At 70.6% G+C, this 17768-nt stretch carries 18 protein-coding genes and 2 pseudogenes; 11 read left to right on the top strand and 9 right to left on the bottom strand.

The genetic code is table 11. The annotated features are described in order from the left end of the window. Window positions 1-64: 64 nt before the first annotated feature. The 3 genes from BS75_RS08055 to BS75_RS08045 form a co-directional block, all read right to left on the bottom strand. Entirely contained in the window at window positions 65-589 is a 525-nt protein-coding gene (locus tag BS75_RS08055; RefSeq protein ID WP_152646372.1) for a hypothetical protein, read from the bottom strand. Window positions 590-1649: 1060 nt separating this feature from the next. Next, entirely contained in the window at window positions 1650-3266 is a 1617-nt protein-coding gene (locus BS75_RS44030) for a trypsin-like serine peptidase (RefSeq protein WP_152646373.1), read from the bottom strand. Window positions 3267-3895: 629 nt separating this feature from the next. Further along, on the bottom strand, window positions 3896-4693 hold the full coding sequence (locus BS75_RS08045) for a hypothetical protein (RefSeq protein ID WP_152646374.1): 798 nt from the start codon (window positions 4691-4693) through the stop codon (window positions 3896-3898). Between the two features lie 878 nt (window positions 4694-5571). On the opposite strand from BS75_RS08045, the pseudogene BS75_RS47935 reads away from it, so the two are divergent. Then, window positions 5572-5718 (top strand): annotated as a pseudogene (locus BS75_RS47935) (IS1380 family transposase); the annotation flags it as partial. A gap of 148 nt (window positions 5719-5866) precedes the next feature. On the opposite strand, the gene BS75_RS08040 reads toward BS75_RS47935, so the two are convergent. The 3 genes and pseudogenes from BS75_RS08040 to BS75_RS08035 all read right to left on the bottom strand — a co-directional run bounded on the left by BS75_RS08040 (window position 5867) and on the right by BS75_RS08035 (window position 7298). Next, on the bottom strand, window positions 5867-6229 hold the full coding sequence (locus tag BS75_RS08040; protein WP_034087719.1) for a hypothetical protein: 363 nt from the start codon (window positions 6227-6229) through the stop codon (window positions 5867-5869). Window positions 6230-6734: 505 nt separating this feature from the next. After that, window positions 6735-6839, bottom strand: a pseudogene (locus BS75_RS50080) (NUDIX hydrolase); the annotation flags it as partial. A 144-nt stretch (window positions 6840-6983) separates the two neighbouring features. Next, window positions 6984-7298: a DUF6087 family protein gene (locus BS75_RS08035; protein ID WP_034087718.1), complete on the bottom strand. Its 315-nt coding sequence runs from the start codon at window positions 7296-7298 to the stop codon at window positions 6984-6986. 100 nt (window positions 7299-7398) lie between these two features. Here BS75_RS08035 and BS75_RS08030 point away from each other — a divergent pair, with 100 nt between their 5' ends. The 6 genes from BS75_RS08030 to BS75_RS08005 all read left to right on the top strand — a co-directional run bounded on the left by BS75_RS08030 (window position 7399) and on the right by BS75_RS08005 (window position 13210). Then, window positions 7399-8148, top strand: a complete 750-nt coding sequence (locus BS75_RS08030) for a type 1 glutamine amidotransferase domain-containing protein (protein ID WP_034087717.1) — start codon at window positions 7399-7401, stop codon at window positions 8146-8148. A gap of 101 nt (window positions 8149-8249) precedes the next feature. Then, the gene (locus BS75_RS08025) at window positions 8250-9335 is read left to right on the top strand and encodes an ROK family glucokinase (protein WP_042440929.1); all 1086 of its coding nucleotides are present in this window, start codon (window positions 8250-8252) and stop codon (window positions 9333-9335) included. Window positions 9336-9537: 202 nt separating this feature from the next. Next, window positions 9538-11016 (top strand): ammonium transporter, encoded by a 1479-nt coding sequence (locus BS75_RS08020; RefSeq protein ID WP_034087716.1) that lies wholly within the window; start codon window positions 9538-9540, stop codon window positions 11014-11016. Further along, window positions 11013-11333 (top strand): P-II family nitrogen regulator, encoded by a 321-nt coding sequence (locus BS75_RS08015; protein WP_034087715.1) that lies wholly within the window; start codon window positions 11013-11015, stop codon window positions 11331-11333. The genes BS75_RS08020 and BS75_RS08015 overlap by 4 nt, the downstream gene beginning before the upstream one ends. A gap of 118 nt (window positions 11334-11451) precedes the next feature. After that, window positions 11452-12090, top strand: a complete 639-nt coding sequence (locus BS75_RS08010) for an MBL fold metallo-hydrolase (protein ID WP_034087714.1) — start codon at window positions 11452-11454, stop codon at window positions 12088-12090. A gap of 172 nt (window positions 12091-12262) precedes the next feature. Next, window positions 12263-13210, top strand: a complete 948-nt coding sequence (locus BS75_RS08005; protein ID WP_042440931.1) for a class I SAM-dependent methyltransferase — start codon at window positions 12263-12265, stop codon at window positions 13208-13210. Window positions 13211-13351: 141 nt separating this feature from the next. Here the strand turns inward: BS75_RS08005 and BS75_RS08000 are convergent, their stop codons facing one another. Then, window positions 13352-13948 (bottom strand): phosphatase PAP2 family protein, encoded by a 597-nt coding sequence (locus BS75_RS08000; RefSeq protein ID WP_034087713.1) that lies wholly within the window; start codon window positions 13946-13948, stop codon window positions 13352-13354. A gap of 2 nt (window positions 13949-13950) precedes the next feature. Next, complete coding sequence (locus BS75_RS07995; RefSeq protein ID WP_152646375.1) at window positions 13951-14610, bottom strand: DedA family protein; 660 nt, start codon at window positions 14608-14610, stop codon at window positions 13951-13953. A gap of 171 nt (window positions 14611-14781) precedes the next feature. Between BS75_RS07995 and BS75_RS07990 the strand changes: the two genes are divergently transcribed. The 3 genes from BS75_RS07990 to BS75_RS07980 all read left to right on the top strand — a co-directional run bounded on the left by BS75_RS07990 (window position 14782) and on the right by BS75_RS07980 (window position 16710). Continuing rightward, complete coding sequence (locus tag BS75_RS07990; protein WP_034092609.1) at window positions 14782-15171, top strand: BlaI/MecI/CopY family transcriptional regulator; 390 nt, start codon at window positions 14782-14784, stop codon at window positions 15169-15171. A 109-nt stretch (window positions 15172-15280) separates the two neighbouring features. After that, window positions 15281-15697: a secondary thiamine-phosphate synthase enzyme YjbQ gene (locus BS75_RS07985; RefSeq protein WP_034087712.1), complete on the top strand. Its 417-nt coding sequence runs from the start codon at window positions 15281-15283 to the stop codon at window positions 15695-15697. Between the two features lie 188 nt (window positions 15698-15885). Then, window positions 15886-16710 carry an SGNH/GDSL hydrolase family protein gene (locus tag BS75_RS07980; protein ID WP_034087711.1) on the top strand — a complete coding sequence of 275 codons (825 nt, stop codon included), beginning with the start codon at window positions 15886-15888 and terminating at the stop codon, window positions 16708-16710. A 37-nt stretch (window positions 16711-16747) separates the two neighbouring features. Here BS75_RS07980 and BS75_RS50075 read toward each other — a convergent pair whose 3' ends face one another. Continuing rightward, a complete protein-coding gene (locus tag BS75_RS50075) occupies window positions 16748-17137 on the bottom strand; it encodes a hypothetical protein (RefSeq protein ID WP_231607712.1) in 390 nt (129 codons plus the stop codon). Here BS75_RS50075 and BS75_RS07970 point away from each other — a divergent pair. Beyond that, complete coding sequence (locus BS75_RS07970; protein ID WP_231607711.1) at window positions 17124-17618, top strand: MmyB family transcriptional regulator; 495 nt, start codon at window positions 17124-17126, stop codon at window positions 17616-17618. The two genes, BS75_RS50075 and BS75_RS07970, sit on opposite strands and share 14 nt — an antisense overlap. Window positions 17619-17768: the final 150 nt, after the last annotated feature.

Raw genomic sequence — 17768 nt, 5'->3', positions numbered from 1 at the left:
GGCGGTGGCGAGGATCGTGAGGGTGACGGTGAGGACGGTTGTGGCCGCCCGTGTTCGACTGGTCCTAGTAGGAGTAGATGACGCCGGGGTTGTTGGTGACCGGTCCATTGGCTCCCCAGATGTCGTGCTCGATCGCGGTGCTGCCTGCGGTGATTCGCTCGTAGTGGCTGTCGTTGTACGTGGTGTCCAGGCTGATCCCCACCCCGAAGGCGGTGGCGCCGTAGCCGATGGTGAGCGAGTCGCCCTTGCTGAGCTGGAAGTAGCTCTTCTGCTGGACGATGGCGCGCCTGTTGGCGGGGGCGTGGTTGTAGTTGGCTGCGCCGTCCTTGGCGGAGACGTCGCTGCCGTAGTCGCCGACAGAGCCTCCGGCGGGGACCTCGTAGCCGATGGGTGCGATCTTGTAGGTGAGGCTTTTGACGATGCCGCCGCAGCGGTAGGTGGCCAGGGTCTCGGCGTAGCGGATCGGTACGCGCCACTGCTTGGCCCAGTGGGGGCCCTGGCCGGTGAACCCGGTGGAGTAGCCCATGGAGTTGGCGTGGGTGACCTTGCCGTTCTCCTTGAACACCTTGCCGTCGACGCTGTACATCACCGACCAGGTGCTGGAGAGGGTGTTGCTGTAGTCGAAGGAGGCGGTGGCGTCGCGGCCTGCGTGGGCTTCGCCGACGGTGGTGTAGGAGATGGCGGTCTTGAGCGTGGAGGTGGTGGTGCCGCAGGGGATGGAGCGCTGGGGGGCGCACCGCGGTGTAGGTGGCGCCGTGGACCACCTCCGGGTTGTAGTCGGCGGTGGGGGCGCCGGTGCTGCTCTGCCACTGGGACCCGGCGGCCTGCATGGTGGCCTGTTCGCCGGTGGCGTTATCCGGTTCGTCGGTGGGCGTCGTCTGGCTCTGGGCGGTGCCGGTGTCGGCGGGCTGCTGGACCTGTGTGGTGCCGGTGCTGGGCAGGACGGCCACGGTGTGAGCGGTGGCGTGGGCGCGGACGGCAGCGGAGGCCTCGGTCGTGGCCGGCCCGGTGGCTGTGCCGGCGCTCATGAAGTCGCTGGCGGTCAGCAGGGTGCCGTCGGGGGCCTGGCCGTAGACGTCGGCCTCCAGGGACAGGACGCCGCCGTTGGCGTCGGCCAGCGCTTGCAGGTGGCTGGGCAGCGGGTCGGGGAGGGTGAACGTCCAGGTGCCGTCCGCACCGGTGGTCGCGGACCCGACGACGGTGGGGCTCGCCTGGTCCCCGACGGCCGGGATGTCGTCCATCGCGGTGACGGTGACCGGGTAGTTCGCCAACGGCTCCCCGTTCCCCAGGGTGAAGGTGCCCCCGACGGTGGCCGCGCCGGTGACCGGGGCCACCGTGGTGTCGGCGGCCGCTGCGCCGGATGCGCCCGGTGCCGGGGGCGTGCAGGTGTCCTGCAGGCATCCCGGTCCCGTGACCGCGTATGCGGCGCCGGTACTCAGGGAGGTCAGGAGCAGCAGGGCTGCGGCCAGTGTTGCTGCCGCGGTGGTTGCTGCCTGTGTGCTGGTTCGTCGGCTGTGCGTGTGGATCGGGTCCCCCGGATGGTTGGGTCGGCGGGTGTGGTTGGTGTGGTGTGCTCGGATGCCGCGTGTGCGGGCGCGGTGGGGTGGGGTTTGTGCCCTGTGGTCTTGCCGGGCCCGCGGGTGGCGTTGTCAGGCGACCAACGAAACGGGGGTGCCGAGGCCGTTGTTGCCGGTGTCGGGGTACATGGTGAGGTGGCCGTCGGCCCAGAGGGTGACGAGGTCGTCGGGCCAGCCGTTGTTGGAGTAGTTGCCGACGGTCATGTCGGTGACGGTGGTCCAGGCGGTGTTGGGTTTCAGGAGGGTGGTCTCCTGGTGGGTGCCGGAGTCGTCGACGTCGGGGTAGAGGGTGAGGGTGCCGTCGAGCCAGCGGACGACGAGGTCGGAGCCGTTGTTTCCGGCGAGGTCGCCGGCGGTGATGTTGCGCATCCAGGTCCAGGTCTTGTTGGCGGCGATCAGCTGGACCTCTCCGGTCATGGAGTGGCTGGTGATGTTGGGGAACAGGCTGACGTGGCCGTCGGTCCAGGCCACGACCAGGGCGGTGGGTGTCTTGCCGTTGCCGCCGAACTGTCCGGCGACGACGGCGGCCTTGGTCCAGGTGGTGTTGGCGTTCTCCAGGCGTACCTCACTGCCGATGCCGGTGGCGCTGACGTCGGGGTAGAGGTCGAGTTCGCCGTCGATCCAGCGGACGACCAGGCCGGAGTGGTTGCTCTCGGGGGTGAACGTCCCGGCGGTGATCGTGACGGCGTCCTTCCAGGCGGACTTCGGGGCGAGCAGTTGGGTCTCGCCGGTGAAGTGGGTGTTGCCGTCGCCGTGGTAGAGCGTGACCTCGCCGTCGACCCATACCGTGATCATGTCCTCGGCCCGGGACTTGCCGGTGAAGTTCCCGGCCACCACATGCCGGGCGTTCCTCCACGTGGCGCGGTTGCCCATCGAGTACGCAGCCGGGGGCGCAGCAGCGCCGGTCGTGGCCTGCTTGTAGAGGTTGAAGATCTGGTCGTCGTACATCGGGCTGTAGGAGACCTGATCGTAGAGCGGGTCGTGAGAGTTCAGCAGGCCGCCGGCATTGAGGCCGCCGACGTTGCCGATGATGTCCCCGGTGGTGCCGTTGAAGTTGGTCATCCACGGGCCGCCCGAGACGCCGTCCCAGTAGCCGTGGCAAGCTATCTGCATCTGTGTCAGGCCCGCGCCCGGCAGTCGGCTGGTGGGCACGGTGCAGCGGATCGCCTGGTCGGTACTGTCGTGCCCCTTCTCCGGGTAGCCGATCACGGTGACGGAGGGGTTGTCGTATCGGGGGGTTCGGGTCAGGTTGTTGCCGCCGGTCACGTCCTGGAGCTTGCGGCCGTCGCGGTCGGCGACCGTGCCGAAGGCGAAGTCCAGGTTGGACCCCGTACCCGACGTCCCGTGACCGGGCACCGAGTAACCCCGGGTGACTGCCCATATCCCGTAGGGCTGCTTCGTCTGGTCGTACCCCGGAACGAATGCGTCGTGACCGCCAGGACCCGGAGAGCAGTGCCCGGCGGTGAGGATCAGGTTCCGCCCCGGGCTCTTGATGACGCTGGCCGTGCAGTTGTGCGCCACCTGGGCCTTGTCCAGGAAGTAGAGGGTGCCGACGGAGGGGACACCCGCGAAGTGCTGGCCCCTCGGCACGATGGCCTCGGCGCTCGTATACGGCCGGGCCCGGCCGACGGTCGCAGTCGGTACCGGTGCAGGGCTTCCTGTCACCGCTTCCGGTACGGCTGCGGCCATGCGCTGCGGGGTCCAGAACGACTCGGCCTCAGCACTGGTCCACCCTGCCCCGTCGCCCGGGCCCACGTCGGCAGGCAGCGGCGCGGTGGGACGGGAGTTCTCCAGCACTGGGTGGGAGCGGGCTGCTGATGGGCGTGCGATGGATTGGCCCGATGTACCCCGTGCGGTGCCTGCAAGCGGTGGGGCGGTCTTCGAAGAAGGCGACCCGCTCGTACCGGGCACGAATGCAGAGACGTCAGGGGTCTGTGCCGGTGTCGGTTGCGTTGCCGCCGGACGTACAGGCAGTGCGGATGCAGCGGGAGCAAGTCCCAGTGCCATGGCCGCCAGACACACAGCGGTCGCTATTCGGGTCGAACCGGGGGAAGACATGGAGAATCCTTGATTGGCGGTACTGAAGAAGGCACGGGGCTGCTCGTGGCGGCAGAGAGCCGGCCACCGGTCGACCTGAGGCCTTGACGAGACGTGGCCAGCAGAGCGCGGCCTGGGCAGGATGCATGCGGGCTCGGACAGGCCGCGAGCATGCGTTTGGGGCCGTCAGGCTCTGGGGTTGAGGCGGGGAGCATCGTGGGCTGCTCCCCGCCATCGGTGAGCAGGGACCGGTGCGAGGATGGCCCCGGCCGGGATCCTGCTCAGCGCCGAGGAAGCCTGCTCACGTCCACAGTCTGGTTCGCTGCGGGCAGGTGAACGGCCACGGGCTTGTCGTAGTCGGTAAAGCAAACCCCCGGCTGATCCCCTGCCCTGATCAGACGGGCCGTTCCGTCCGTAGCGATGAAGAGGCTGGAGGCCCCCTTGCCCACGGGCATCACCTCGACGGTGTGCACGCCCCCGATGATGGTCGTGCCCCGCTTCGTTGCTCCCTCATCGCCTTCGTCGGGGATCGACTGAAGGTACACACCCATCTGACACAGGTCCCCGTGGGGGTTGTCGGCGCTGGCGCTGGCGGACAGGTCGTCGAAGTGGGGATCGCCGACGGGGCCCTTGAGGTACTTCCCGGCAAGCAGCGCCGCTGCCGCCGGCCCGAACTCCGCCTGTGCGAACCGCGGGTCGGGCTTGAGCCAGGTGGTGCCGTCGGACACGATGAGCTCTGCCGAACCCTTGCCCGCGATTGCCACGTGCCCGACACAGTGACCGCTCCGGTCCCAGGACAAGCGGCCCGACAAGTGCGTCGGATCCGGATCGAGCGGATCGGAGCCGTAGTTGAAGGACATCGTGTACGACGACGCCCCAGCCCCCGCCGCCCGAGCCCGCTGAAGGATCTGCTCCGCGGACAGGTCCACCGTCGCGGCCGTCCTCGATGCGGATGCGGATGCGGATGCGGATGCCGGGTCGGATGCGCCGGCGTGCTTGGCGTCATGGCTCCCGCACCCGACGAGCGCTACCGCGGCAAGGCAGGCCGCCGCCCCGATGCACGCTGCGGTGAACCGCATACGGAACCCCCACCCCTTCGTCGCACTGATCGTCCAAGCCGCGAGCCTGGGGCTCGCACAGGCGTGACACAGGCATCCGCGCCCCTTGGCGGACACTGGTCCCCCGGGTGTTTGGGTGTGGTGGATACCCGGCGGGTATCTGCCCCCAACGGCACGCCTTGCCGCCCCGTCATCCTCGCCCGGATCAATCACCGCAACAACCCGCACTTCGGGTACCTGCTCCCCCGCCGATCGGCGGGGGAGCAGGTACCCGAAGCGCGGGCGGACCGAAGCGCCATCGCATGCCCCTCGCCCCCGAACTGGTCACCGGCACGCATCGCCCAGGAACCGCCTTGCCGCCGGTGATGTCCGCGACGGCGCTCTGCCGGCTCGGGGAGCGGTAGACGGTGGACAGGCCGTCGCCGGACTCCTGTCCGAGCAGGGTGGACGGCCGGACGGCAACCTCGGCCAGATCAACCCCGCCCTGTACACCGGCCTGGGACCCAACGCGAGCGCCTCGGACATCGTCGATGTGGCCAAGGGCAGCAACAACTACAACAACGTCACCGGCTACCAGGCGCGCAAGGGCTTTGACATCGCCGGTGGATGGGGCGCCGCTGGACGCGGCCACGTTCGTTGCTGCCCTCGTCAAGGCCATCGGCTGATACCCCCGCCCGGCCCTTCGTGCAGTGCCCGCACAGTTCGGACGGGTCCTGAACGCCGCTGTCTCCCGCTCCGCGACCGTCCCCCGAACGCGGTCGGTGCGGACGCTGGTCACGCCGAGGGCGCGCAGTTCGGCCGTGGCCTCTTCGAGTAGCTGCCCGTGGCCTTCGCGTACGAGCCCCGGTGGTTGGTGATGCTCTCGTGCTCGTCGGCCGGGTCGCTGTAGTAACTCGTCGCTGAAGGTCGTCCAGATCGCCCTGGACCTCCTGGCCTGGATGCCGATACTTGCCCTGGCCGGCCAGGCCCGCCGGTGGGAATCCAAACGCCTACGGCTGCGACTGCTCTCCGCCGCAGCCGCAGCCCGCCTGGTCACCACCGGCCGCCTCACTGCGGAGGCCGGCGTCCGTGACGGCGGATCAGTAACGCACTGGTGCGACCGCATTCGCCGCCGGGACAGCGGCCGTGGGACCTCCCGTACTTGCGGACGCAACACCCGCAAGCTCCGAGGAGGCCCCGCTGCCGTGCACGGATCTACGAGTTGAATACGATGTTCACCAGAATGCTGTTGGACGTGGGCTGCCCCGCCTTCCCCCACACCCCGGGCGAAATCGTGTAGTTCGCACCGGTCGCTTGGTCGTGCCAGTTCGTCGTGATGTTGTACTCGCCGGCATCCACCCAGCCGTACCAATCGCCGACGTTGAGAACATACCCGGTCGACTTCACACCGTTCCAGGTGAAGCACTGGACGCCCTGGCCCGCCTTTTGGATCTCAACTGAGCCGCCGCACGACGAGGACCGATAGACCTGGGCGGATGCGGGGGTCGCGGTGGCGATGCCGACAGCGGCCACACCGACCGCGACGATCATGGGGAGAAACTTGCGCCTGAATTCCATGGAACTCCACCTTCTGTCCACGGGGGCCGGTCGCTTGATGTCAGCATGTTGCTATCCCCCGTAAGCTTGTAACGCTGGCGAAGCGAATTGTTCTTCACTGGCAGGCGACCGTCAAGGGTCAATCTCACAAGGGCGCGGCTCTTCCCGAGTGAAAGTCTGAGCTGCGAGAACGGTGCTCGGGGCTGTGCATTGGACTACCCGTCTCCACCGTGGAGGTGGAGGAGGGTGCGCGATGGGATCGCTGTTTCGAGGAGTTGGCCTCGGGCTTTCGTGAGGCCAGCTGTCCGACGGGTGCTCAGGAACGCAGAAGGGGCCTCTGCCCGCGAAAATGAGGATTGTCCAGGTCCCTGTTTCCGTATACGGATCATCGTCCGAACGGCCCTACCAGGGAGCTCAGTTGCGCTTAACCGACGCCGACGGCATGCGCCTTGCATGCTTCGCCACCAATACCGCCGGCACCCCGATCGCGCACCTGTTCTTGGCGACCCGGATCCGGATCCTTTGACTACAGCCCAGCCCCATCAAGCAGTAGGTACAACACCCCCTCCAACGTGTCGCTGCTGACGATCTCATGACGGTCGATCATGCCCCGAAGCTCAGAGAGCGGAATTCAGCGGCCGTCGCGGTCGTCAGCTGGCGGCTCAAGGGCAAATCGCGGCGAGAAGCAGGCGGCCCAAGGGGTCCGAGTGACTGACCTTGATGGGTGTCGGCGGGCTTGACTGCGGGCGGCCCTGCTCATCCCGAGGCGACCAGGTCAGGACTTCTCGGGCTCGGGCTGGCTGGCCGGCGGGGCTTCGGAGGCCCAGGCTCGGGCAGCGGCCAGGTCCGGGGCGGTGCCCGCCGGGGCGTATCCATAGCCGTCCCAGGCGAAGAGGAACCTGGGCTGGTCGGGGTGGAGATGGCTGGCGCCGCCGTGGAGGGCACGGTGGATGCGAGGTCCGTCCAGCGGGGGTCGGCGGCGCCGGTTGAAGGGTTCCAGCGCGTCGGCGGCCTCCGGGTCGATCCGCTCCCGGTGGGGTTCCCGGTCTCCCGGAGGCGGGGGTGGTCCGGTGCGGCTGTGCTTACCCATAGGTCGATTCTGCCAGGTCAGGCCGCCACGGGGTTGGACTCGAACCGCAGGCGCTGCAAGCGGACCGCGCCCCCGGCCGCCGATGCTGGATGATGGCCGGATGCGCGTACTGATGCCCCTTCCGGACCGGGATTTCGACGTCACCGAGGTGGCCGTGCCCTGGCAGTTGCTGACGGACGCGGGCCACGAGGTGGTGGTGGCGACCGAGCGCGTCGGCACCGCGCCCGTCGCCGATCCGCGGCTGCTGGACGGGGTGCTCTTCGGCCGGCTCGGCGCCGAGCCGGAGCCGAAGGAGTTCTACCGCCGGATGGTCGCCGACCCGGCCTTCCGCGGCGCAGTGGCCTGGAAGGACCTGGTGGCCACCGACTACGACGCACTGCTGCTGCCCGGCGGCCACGCCCCGGGCATGCGGCAGTACCTCGGCTCGGCCGAACTCCAGCGCAAGGTGGCCGAGTTCTGGCGGCTCGGCCGGCCGGTGGCGGCGATCTGCCACGGTCCGCTGGTGCTGGCCCGGGCGCTGGCCCCGGGCACCGGCCGCAGCGTGCTGCACGGCCGCCGGACCACCGGCCTGCCCCGGTACCTGGAGCGCTCCGCCTACCTGCTGACCGGCTGGCGGCTCGGCCGCTACTACCGGACGTACCCGGCGTACGTGCAGGACGAGATCACCGCCGTCCTGGCCGCGCCGGGCGACTTCCAGCGCGGGCCCCGCAGCGCCACCCGGCGCGGCACCGCGGCCGACCACGGCCCGGCGTTCGTGGTCGAGGACGGCAACTACCTCTCCGCCCGCTGGCCCGGGGACGCGTACCTGTTCGCCGAGCGACTGCTGGCCGCGCTGCAGCAGGCCCGGTAGGCGGAGCGGTGGAGCAGCGGCGCGCGGGGCGGGTCTGCGCGCCGGGGTGCGGGGCGCGCGCGTACCGTGTGGCGGGGGCCCGACAACGGAATGGACGGAACGTGAGCAGCGCGTACACCCGCACAGGTACCAGGCGTACGCCGGGTACGTCCCCGCGACGGGAGCGGGCCCCGCGTCCGGGACTGCTGCGGCTGCCCACGGTCGGCATCGACATCGGCGGGACGAAGATCGCCGCAGGGGTGGTCGACGGCGAGGGCCGGATCCTGGAGCAGGTGCGCACCGAGACCCCGGACCGCAGCAAGAGCCCGAAGGTGGTCGAGGACACCATCACCGAGCTGGTGCTGCACCTGGCGGACCGGCACGACGTGCACGCGGTCGGCATCGGCGCGGCCGGCTTCGTGGACGCGGACCGGGCCCGGGTGCTGTTCGCGCCGCACCTGTCCTGGCGCAACGAGCCGCTGCGGGACGCGCTCAGCTCCCGGCTGCGGCTGCCGGTGGTGGTCGAGAACGACGCCAACGCCGCCGCCTGGGCGGAGTGGCGCTTCGGCGCGGGGGCCGGCACCGACCAGCTGGTGATGGTGAACCTCGGCACCGGCATCGGCGGGGCGATCGTCCGCGACGGCAGGCTGGAGCGCGGGCGCTACGGCATGGCGGGGGAGTTCGGCCATATGACGGTGGTGCCCGGCGGGCACCGCTGCCCCTGCGGCAACCGGGGCTGCTGGGAGCAGTACTCCTCGGGCAACGCCCTGGTCCGGGAGGCGCGGGAGCTGGCCGCCGCCGAGTCGCCGGTCGCCCAGCCGCTGCTGGACCGGGTCGGCGGCGACGTGGCGGCGATCACCGGCCCGCTGGTGACCGAGGCCGCCCAGCAGGGCGACTCGGTCGCGGTCGAGCTGCTCCAGGAGGTCGGCCACTGGCTGGGCCTGGGCATCGCCAACCTGGCCGCCGCACTGGACCCGGAGCGCTTCGTGATCGGCGGCGGCGTGTCGGCCGCCGGCGAGCTGCTGATCGGCCCGGCCCGGGAGGCGTTCCGGCGGAACCTGACCGGACGCGGCTTCCGCCCGGAGGCGGAGATCGTGCTGGCGCGGCTGGGCAACGAGGCCGGGCTGGTCGGCGCGGCCGACCTGGCCCGGCAGGTGGCCCGGCGTTTCCGCACGGTCAAGCGCAGCCGGGTCGAACGGCGGCGCTGAATCCAGCCGAGCGGCGCCGCTGAGCTGCGCTGACCGGCCCATGCCAGGTCGTGCACGGCCTTGGCTGTGAGAACTTCTTTGCAGCGCAGCAATGCTGACGAAACGTCAGGGCAACGTCGAGGCCCGACCTTCCGGGTGGACACCTGCGGCTCGGCCGCACCTCCGCCGAAGGCCGCACTTCCCCGATGGGAGGCACCGCGCGTTGATTCCCTACCCGAGTTGGTTGAACTCCGGCGACAACACGTGGCAGCTGGTCGCTGCCACGTTGGTCGGACTGATGAGCATTCCCGGCATCGCGATCCTCTACGGCGGCCTGGTCCAGCGCAAATGGATCGTCAACACCATGCTGATGGCGTTCACCGCGTTCTCGGTCGTGCTCGTCGCCTGGGTGCTCTACGAGTTCCAGATGAGCTTCGGCACGCCCATGCACCTCGGCCCCGGCATCCTGCACTCCGCCGTGGGCCGGCCCGGCACCATCCTCGGCGCCAAGTCCGAGACCGGGCAGGCGAACATCCCGCTGGTCAGCGGCCAGGGGCTGATGCCCGCCTTCCGGTTCCCGCAGTCCTCGCTCGCCTACTTCCAGTTCGCCTTCGCGGCGATCACCCCGCTGCTGTTCCTGGGCAGCGTCATCGGCCGGATGAACTTCCGGGCCTGGCTGCTGTTCGTGCTGCTCTGGTCGGGCATCGTCTACTCGGTCAACGCCTTCCTGCTCTGGGGCGGCGGCTGGTGGGCGCAGATGGGGGCGCTGGACTACTCCGGCGGCTATGTGATCCACCTGGCGGCCGGCACCTCCGGCTTCGTCGCGGCGGCGGTGATCGGGCCGCGCCTCGCCCGGGACCGGGCCAAGGCCGTCCCCAACAACCTGCCGATGGTGGCCTGCGGCGCGGGCTTCCTGTGGCTCGGCTGGAACGGCTTCAACGGCGGCGACGAGTACTTCGGCGGCCAGAACGCCTCGGCGGCCGTACTCAACACCAACCTCACCACCGCCGTCGCGCTGCTCACCTGGGTGCTGCTCGACATGTTCCTCAGCAAGCAGCGCAAGCCCACCTTCCTGGGCGCGGTCAACGGCATGATCGTCGGCCTGGTCGCGATCACCCCGGCGGCCGGGTTCGTCACCGGTACCGGCGCCATCCTGATCGGCGTGATCGCCTCGGCGGTCGTCTGGTGCTCCTGGAACTACTTCGCCAAGGTCTCCTTCATGCGGAAGGTGGACGACGCCCTCGGCGTCTTCCACACCCACGGCGTGGCCGGCCTGCTCGGCGGCCTGCTGGTCGGCCTGTTCGCCGACCCGGCGATGGCCGTCTACTACAACAAGGACGGCAGCGCGGTCTCCGTCGCCGGGCTCTTCCACGGCCATCCCAAGCAGCTCGCGCTGCAGGCCGGGGCGGCGGCGACGATCATCGTCTGGGACGGGCTGATGACCTTCCTCATCCTGAAGTTCCTCGGGCTGTTCATGAAGCTCCGGCTGCCGGACGACGTCCTGGAGCTCGGTGACGTCGAGATCCACGACGAGGAGGCCTACCCCAGCGAGGACGGCCTGGTCGCGGTCGGGGCGGCCCCGTCCGCACCCTCGTCCTCAACCGCCTCGTCCTCAAGCGCCTCCTCAACCGCCTCGTCCTCACCCGCTTCCTCGTCCGCCACCGAACCGGACCGCGCTGCCGAGCCCGCCGCGGAGCCATGAGGCTGGTCACCGCCGTCCTGCCCACCGCCGGCTTCGAGCAGGTCCGCGAGGCCCTGCGCACCCTCGGCATCCCCGGTGTGACCGTCAGCACCGTCTACGCCCAGGGAGTACTGCCGCCCCGGTACGAGGTGTACCGGGGCGTCCGGTGGCGGGTCGACCTGCTGCCCGCCGTCCGGATGGACATCGTCGCCGCGGACGCCGACGCGGACGACATCGTCCGGGTGATCGCGGTGGCGGGCGGCGGCTCGGTGTGGGTGCAGCGGGTCGAGGAGGTGGTCCGGATCCGCACCGGGGAGCGTGGCGGGGCGGCGCTCTAGGAGGCGGACCGCAGGTCAGCCGGGTAGCGGGGGCACCCGGCTGGCGTCAGGACGGCGGCTCCGCGCTGCGGCAGGATGGTGGACGCCAAGCAACCACCTGCGTAGAGAGGTCGGCACCATGCGGCTCACCAAGTTCGGACATGCCTGCGTGCGGCTGGAGAAGGACGGGCAGACCATCGTCCTCGACCCGGGCTGCTTCACCGAGCCCGAGGCCATGGCCGGGGCGGACGCCGTGCTGATCACCCACGAGCACCCGGACCACTTCCTGGAGGACCGGCTGCGGGAGGCCGCCGAGGCCAACCCGGCGCTGCAGATCTGGGCCAACGCGACCGTCGCCGAGCGGCTGACCGGCCTCGGCGAGGGCCGGGTGCAGCGGGTCGGCCACGGCGACGCCTTCGACGCGGCCGGCTTCGCGGTCGAGGTCCACGGCGAGTGGCACGCGGTGATCCACCCGGACATCCCGCAGGTGCTCAACATCGGGTTCCTGGTCGACGGCGAGGTCTTCCACCCCGGCGACGCGCTGACCCTGCCCGAGCAGGAGGTCCCCACGCTGCTGCTGCCGGTGCACGCGCCCTGGTCCAAGCAGTCCGAGGTGATCGACTACACCCGCGCCGTCGGCGCCACCCGGGCCTTCGCGCTGCACGACGGGCTGCTGAACGACCGCGGCCTCGGCCTGGTCGCCACTCATTTGGGCAATCTCGCCAAGGACACCACCTACCACCGGCTGCTCAGCGGCGAGGGCGTCGACCTGCCGTAGGCCGCCTGCCGCAGGTCGGAGACCTGCCGTAGGGAGAAGCCCGGCTGTCCGGGAGGAGAACGGGAGTTCGCAACCGGACGTAGTCCCTTCTCCTTCGGCCTCCGTACCGCTTACCATCGGCGGTCACAGGTCGTTCAGGGCTGCCTCACGGCGCAGATGCACGGAGAACCTCATGGCTTCGGAAGTCACACCCAGTCCCGCTCTGCGACCGGGGGTGCTGGACGATATTCCCGGATGGTTCTTCGCCAAGGACCGGCTGATCTTCGACTGGTTCCTGCGTCGCCAGGAGCGCACGGGAACCGACGGCGACCTGCTGGAGCTCGGCGCCTATCTGGGCAAGAGCGCGGTCGTGCTCGGCGAGCACCTTCGTCCGGCCGAGCGGCTGACGGTCTGCGACCTCTTCGACTCGGACGCCCCGGACGACGACAACGGCGCCGAGATGACCATGTCCTACCGCTCCACCCTCACCAGGGACTCGTTCGAGGCCAACTACCTGGCCTTCCACGACGAGCTGCCGGTGATCGTCCAGGCGCCCACCTCGGTGCTGGCGGACGGCCGCATCCCCGAGGGAAGCTGCCGGTTCGTCCACGTGGACGCCTCGCACCTCTACGAGCACGTCGCACTGGACATCAAGGTGGCCCGTCGGGCGCTCGCGCCCGAGGGTGTGATCGCCCTGGACGACTTCCGGTCCGAGCACACGCCGGGTGTCGCCGCCGCCGTCTGGGAGGCGGTGCTCAGCGACGGGCTGCGCCCGATCTGCATCAGCTCGGAGAAGTTCTACGGAACCTGGGGAGACCCGGAGCCCTTCCAGGAGGAGCTGCTCCGGGAGGTCAAGGGCTGGGAGCGCTGCCGGACGGACGTCCAGACCGTCTCCGGCCACCGGATCGTCCGGATCGAGGGGAAGCAGGTCCCGGTGCCGGGCTTCCGGGTCTCCCGGTACCACGCCGCGCTGGAGGCCGAGCGCGCTGCGGCCCGACCCGCCCCGGCCGCAGCGGACCGGCGCCAGGCGTCGCTGCTCCGGCGCACCGCGCGCGACCTGCTGCCGCCGGTGGTCACCCGGGCCATCGTGCGCAACCGGAAGCGCGCGGCGGCGGCGAAGACGGCGGGGAAGACGGCCTGAACCGGGTCCGGGCGCCGCGTGCGGCCTGCACGGGGCGCCCGGAGTCGAGGCGGAGCGGGGGAGGACGGGGGCAGCGGGGAGGACAGGGGAACGGGGAGGACAGGGGAACGGGGAGGACGGGGGAGCGGACGGCGCTCCCGGCTACGCCGTGAGGAACGGGCGGAGGAAGCCGGACTGCAGCCGGACCACCAGAGGCGGCGCGTACTGGCGGGCGGCCAGCACGACCGGGACGGCGACGGCCGCGCCGACGACGAAGCCGACCAGCACGTCGTGCGGGTAGTGCGCGCCGACCCAGATCCGGGCGAAGCCCATGACCAGCGCGGCCAGCACGGCGATCGCCCCGAGCCGGCGGTCGATCAGCAGTATCGCTGCGGCCGAGGCTGCGGCGATGGCCGAGTGGTTGCTCGGGAAGGACCAGTCGCCGATCCCCGGGCAGGGCTGGATGGTCATCGGCGAGGTGATCACCTGGCAGGGTCTGGCCTCGTGGAAGATGCTCTTCACGATGTCGTTGGCCAGGTACGCGACGACCACGGCGACCGGTACGGCCAGCGCGGTCGCCATCGCGGCGGCGCTGCGCGAGCCGCGCGCCCGCCACCAGCAGACGACCATCAGCAGGGCGAAGAGGCCGAGTCCGTAGGTGGCGTAGAACGAGATCAGGTTGTCGAACCAGTGCGGGGCGTCGGCGGCCTGGGTGATGAACCAGTGGTACAGCCCGCCGTCGATGGAGGCGCCGTTCACGGCTACTCCTGCGGGGTGCTGGACGTCCGGCGGCTCCGCAGGATCTCCATGGCGATCGGGATCACCGAGACCAGCACGATCAGCCCGATGATCGGCAGGAGGTAGGTGTCGATGTTCGGGATGGTGTTGCCGAGGCCGTAGCCGGCCAGGGTCACCCCGACCGACCAGATCAGCCCGCCGACGATCTGCCAGAGGGTGAAGGTGCGCACCGGGACGTTGAGCGCGCCGGCCACCGGGTTGAGCACGGTCCGGACCACCGGGATGAAGCGTCCGATCATGATGGCCTTGGCATGGCCGTAGTCGCCCAGGATCTGCTCGGCGCGTTCGGCGCCGGCCCGGATGTGCTTGTTCTTGCTGCGGGCCAGCAGCGGCTTGCCGCCCTTCTGCCCGATCAGGTAGCCGACCTGGGCACCGATCAGCGCCCCGGCGACGGCGCAGAGCAGCACCGTGGGCAGGTTGAGGTGGACGCCGTCCTTGCTGGTGGTGCAGAGCAGCCCGGCGGTGAACAGCAGCGAGTCACCGGGCAGGAAGAACCCGACCAGCAGTCCGGTCTCGGCGAACATGATGAAGAAGATCCCGGCCGCGCCGAAGGCCGAGAGCAGCGAGTTCGCAGAGAGCGGGTTCACCGCCAGATTGATCAGGGCCGTCGGGTCCGGGGCCATGGACGTCACTCCTCATACGGTGGTGGACACTGGTTCGAGCTCGCTTGATAGCGTGTCTTTATCGTCTACATACATGTAGTCGGTCCGTGCCACTCTAGTGGATGGAAACTGCTGTTCCCCCGGAGGCCGCCGCGTGGAGACCTGCCCGGACGACCCGGAAGGCGGATGCGCATGACCGAGATCGGACCGCAGCGCCGCCACCCCGGTGAGCTGGAGGCCGGCGTGCTCGGCGTGCTCTGGGCCGGGAGCGGGCCGCTCACCCCGGCCGATGTGCAGTCCGCGCTCGGTGGCGGGCTCGCCCGCACCACGGTCGCGACCATCCTCTCCCGGCTGCACGAGAAGGGCGTGGTGGTCCGCACGCGTGTCGGGCGCGCCTTCGCCTACGCCCCGGCGCAGGAGGCCCAGGACGCGCCGGGGCTCGCGGCCCGGCGGATGCGCTCCGAGCTGGACAAGGGCGCCGACCGGCAGACCGTGCTCGCCCGCTTCGTCTCCGGCCTCAGTCCGGACGACGAGCAGCTGCTGCGCGCGCTGCTCCGCGAGAGTGAGTCGCGCGAGGTCTGAACGGGTCGCGCGAGTGCTGCAGCGGGGGCGGGGCGCCCGGGCGGTGGGCGCGAGTGCCGAATGGGGGAGTCAGGTCTGAACCACTGGGCCGGTGGGTGAAGATGGGCCCATGGCATTCACCACGCGGACCTTCGACGTCACCACCGGCAGCCAGGAGACGGCGCTGGACATCACCGACCGCTGCGCAGCCTTCCTCCAGGAGGTCGCCCCCGGGGCGGACGGGCTGCTGAACGTCTTCGTCCCGCACGCCACCGCCGGGGTCGCGGTGATCGAGACCGGCGCGGGCAGCGACGACGACCTGCTGGCCGCGCTGCGCGAGCTGCTTCCGGCGGACGGCCGCTGGCGGCACCGGCACGGCAGTCCCGGCCACGGCCGGGATCACGTGCTGCCGGGGCTGGTAGCCCCGCACGCGACCCTGCCGGTGCTGGACGGGCGACTCGCCCTGGGCACCTGGCAGTCCGTGGTGCTGGTGGACACCAACGGCGACAACCCGCGCCGAACGGTCCGACTGTCCTTCCTCGCCTGAGGGCGCACGGGTGGTGACAGAGCGGCGCGTGGTGCGGAAAGGGGGCGTGCGACCGTGACACGCCCAAGAATTCTTGGCATGGACACTGGGCTTCTAGGTTACTGACTGGTATTCAAGTGATAGGCGTCACACCCAACGCCGCATCCGCGCCGCACCGGCGCGCCCAGTCCTGAAGCCGTGGAGGCACCATGCGCCCAACCCGCGCACGCTCGCTCCGCACCACCGCCCGGACCGCTCTCGCCACCCTCTCCGTGCTCGGCCTCGGCACCGGCCTGCTCGCCGCCGCCGCGCCCGCCGACGCGTCCGCGACCGGCTACGCCGCCCTCGGCGACTCCTACTCCTCCGGGGTCGGATCGGGGAGCTACATCAGCTCCAGCGGCGACTGCGAGCAGAGCACCCTGGCCTACCCCTACCTCTGGCAGGCCGCCAACCACCCCTCGTCCTTCGACTTCGCGGCCTGTTCCGGTGCCACCACCTCGGATGTGCTGAGCAGTCAGCTCTCCGGCCTCAACTCCTCCATCGGGCTGGTCAGCATCAGCATCGGCGGCAACGACGCCGGCTTCGCCTCCACCATGGAGACCTGCGTGCTGGACGGCACCAGTGCCTGCCTCAGCGCGGTGTCCACCGCCGAGAGCTTCACCAACACCCAGCTCGCCGGCAAGCTGGACAGCGTCTACGCGGCCATCCATGCCGACGCGCCCAACGCCCACGTCGTGGTCCTCGGCTACCCGCACCTCTACCAGGTGCCGGGGGACTGCCTGTTCGGCATCAGCGACACCTCCCGCAACGCCATCAACGGCGCGGCCGACGACCTCGACGGGGTGATCGCCAACGAGGCGGCCAAGGCCGGCTTCGCCTTCGCCGACGTCCGCTCCGCCTTCAACGGCCACGAGATCTGCTCCGACGACTCCTGGCTGCACAGCACCACGCTGCCGATCGACGAGTCGTACCACCCGACCTCGACCGGCCAGGCCGACGGCTACCTGCCGGCCTTCACCGCCGACGCGGGCTGACCCGACAACGGCTCGCCGCCTCGCACGAGCCGAGCGCTCAGCGGTGCGAGGCGGCGGCGCCGGGCGCGGGCGCGAGGCAGGTGAGGACCGCGCCCGGCGTCGACAGGGCCGCAAGGACGAGGCCCAGGGTGTGGAGGGCGCCGGTGAAGCCTGCGGCCAGGGCCGCGCGGTGCGCCCCGGCCACCTCGCCCTGGACGGCCTGCCCGGCGATCCGGGTCGCCGAACCGGAGGGGAGGCCGCTGCCGCCCAGCCGAGTGGCGGTGAGCGTGGTGAGCAGCCCGGCGGCCCTGTACGACCTGGCCTGCCCGCCCCGCCGTCCCGGCGCGACAGCTGCGGTCACCGGACGCGGCGAGGCGCTGCGCCCCGCCCTGCGGCAGGTCGTCGAGGCGATCCCCAGCGCCCCCGCCGTGATCATGAACGACCGCAACGATGTCCTCGCCCGGAACCCACTCGCGGCCGCGCTGATCGCCGACTTCCCCAACCTCGCGGCCCGCGAGCGGAACATGGCCCGGCGGATCTTCCTCGACCCGGACGCCCCACGGATCCACCTCGACTGGGACGAATCCGCCCGCACCACGGTCGGCATCCTGCGGATGGCAGCCGGACGCCGGCCGCACGATCCGGAACTCGTGCGCCTCGTCGGCGAACTGTCGCTCGGCAGCGAGACCTTCCGCACGCTGTGGGCCGGCCACCACGTACACGAGAAGACCCACGGACCCAAGCGATTCCGGCACCCCGCCGTCGGCGACGTCACGCTCAACTACGAGACCTTCCAGGTCCCCGGCGCCGCCCACCAGCTCCTCGTGATCTACACCGCCCCACCCGGAAGCCCGGCCGAGGAGGCCCTGAACTTCCTCGCCAGCTTCACCGCCGAGTCGCGGACCGAGGAGAGCTCACCCAAGCCCTGAACCGCCTGTGTGCGAGTCGCTCCAAGGGGGCGGGCGGATCTGACGAGCACGCAACGGGCCAGGCTGGAGCCATTGTTGCCGGTGGGGAAGAGGCCGGGGAGTCCTCCATCCAGTCTTTGGTACGGGCGCGAGCAACGGGAACTCCCGGTC

Source organism: Streptacidiphilus albus JL83 (genome assembly GCF_000744705.1).
GTDB classification, from domain to species: Bacteria; Actinomycetota; Actinomycetes; order Streptomycetales; family Streptomycetaceae; genus Streptacidiphilus; species Streptacidiphilus albus.
This window is presented reverse-complemented; position numbering and strand designations above follow the sequence as displayed.

Excerpts from the sequence above, each read along its gene's own strand:
- BS75_RS44030 (WP_152646373.1), bottom strand. The coding sequence starts at position 3,266 with ATGGCCGCAGCCGTACCGGAAGCGGTGACAGGAAGCCCTGCACCGGTA.
- BS75_RS08045 (WP_152646374.1), bottom strand. The coding sequence starts at position 4,693 with ATGCGGTTCACCGCAGCGTGCATCGGGGCGGCGGCCTGCCTTGCCGCG.
- BS75_RS08040 (WP_034087719.1), bottom strand. The coding sequence starts at position 6,229 with ATGGAATTCAGGCGCAAGTTTCTCCCCATGATCGTCGCGGTCGGTGTG.
- BS75_RS08035 (WP_034087718.1), bottom strand. The coding sequence starts at position 7,298 with ATGGGTAAGCACAGCCGCACCGGACCACCCCCGCCTCCGGGAGACCGG.
- BS75_RS08030 (WP_034087717.1), top strand. The coding sequence starts at position 7,399 with ATGCGCGTACTGATGCCCCTTCCGGACCGGGATTTCGACGTCACCGAG.
- BS75_RS08015 (WP_034087715.1), top strand. The coding sequence starts at position 11,013 with ATGAGGCTGGTCACCGCCGTCCTGCCCACCGCCGGCTTCGAGCAGGTC.
- BS75_RS08010 (WP_034087714.1), top strand. The coding sequence starts at position 11,452 with ATGCGGCTCACCAAGTTCGGACATGCCTGCGTGCGGCTGGAGAAGGAC.
- BS75_RS08005 (WP_042440931.1), top strand. The coding sequence starts at position 12,263 with ATGGCTTCGGAAGTCACACCCAGTCCCGCTCTGCGACCGGGGGTGCTG.
- BS75_RS07995 (WP_152646375.1), bottom strand. The coding sequence starts at position 14,610 with ATGGCCCCGGACCCGACGGCCCTGATCAATCTGGCGGTGAACCCGCTC.
- BS75_RS07990 (WP_034092609.1), top strand. The coding sequence starts at position 14,782 with ATGACCGAGATCGGACCGCAGCGCCGCCACCCCGGTGAGCTGGAGGCC.
- BS75_RS07985 (WP_034087712.1), top strand. The coding sequence starts at position 15,281 with ATGGCATTCACCACGCGGACCTTCGACGTCACCACCGGCAGCCAGGAG.
- BS75_RS07980 (WP_034087711.1), top strand. The coding sequence starts at position 15,886 with ATGCGCCCAACCCGCGCACGCTCGCTCCGCACCACCGCCCGGACCGCT.
- BS75_RS07970 (WP_231607711.1), top strand. The coding sequence starts at position 17,124 with ATGAACGACCGCAACGATGTCCTCGCCCGGAACCCACTCGCGGCCGCG.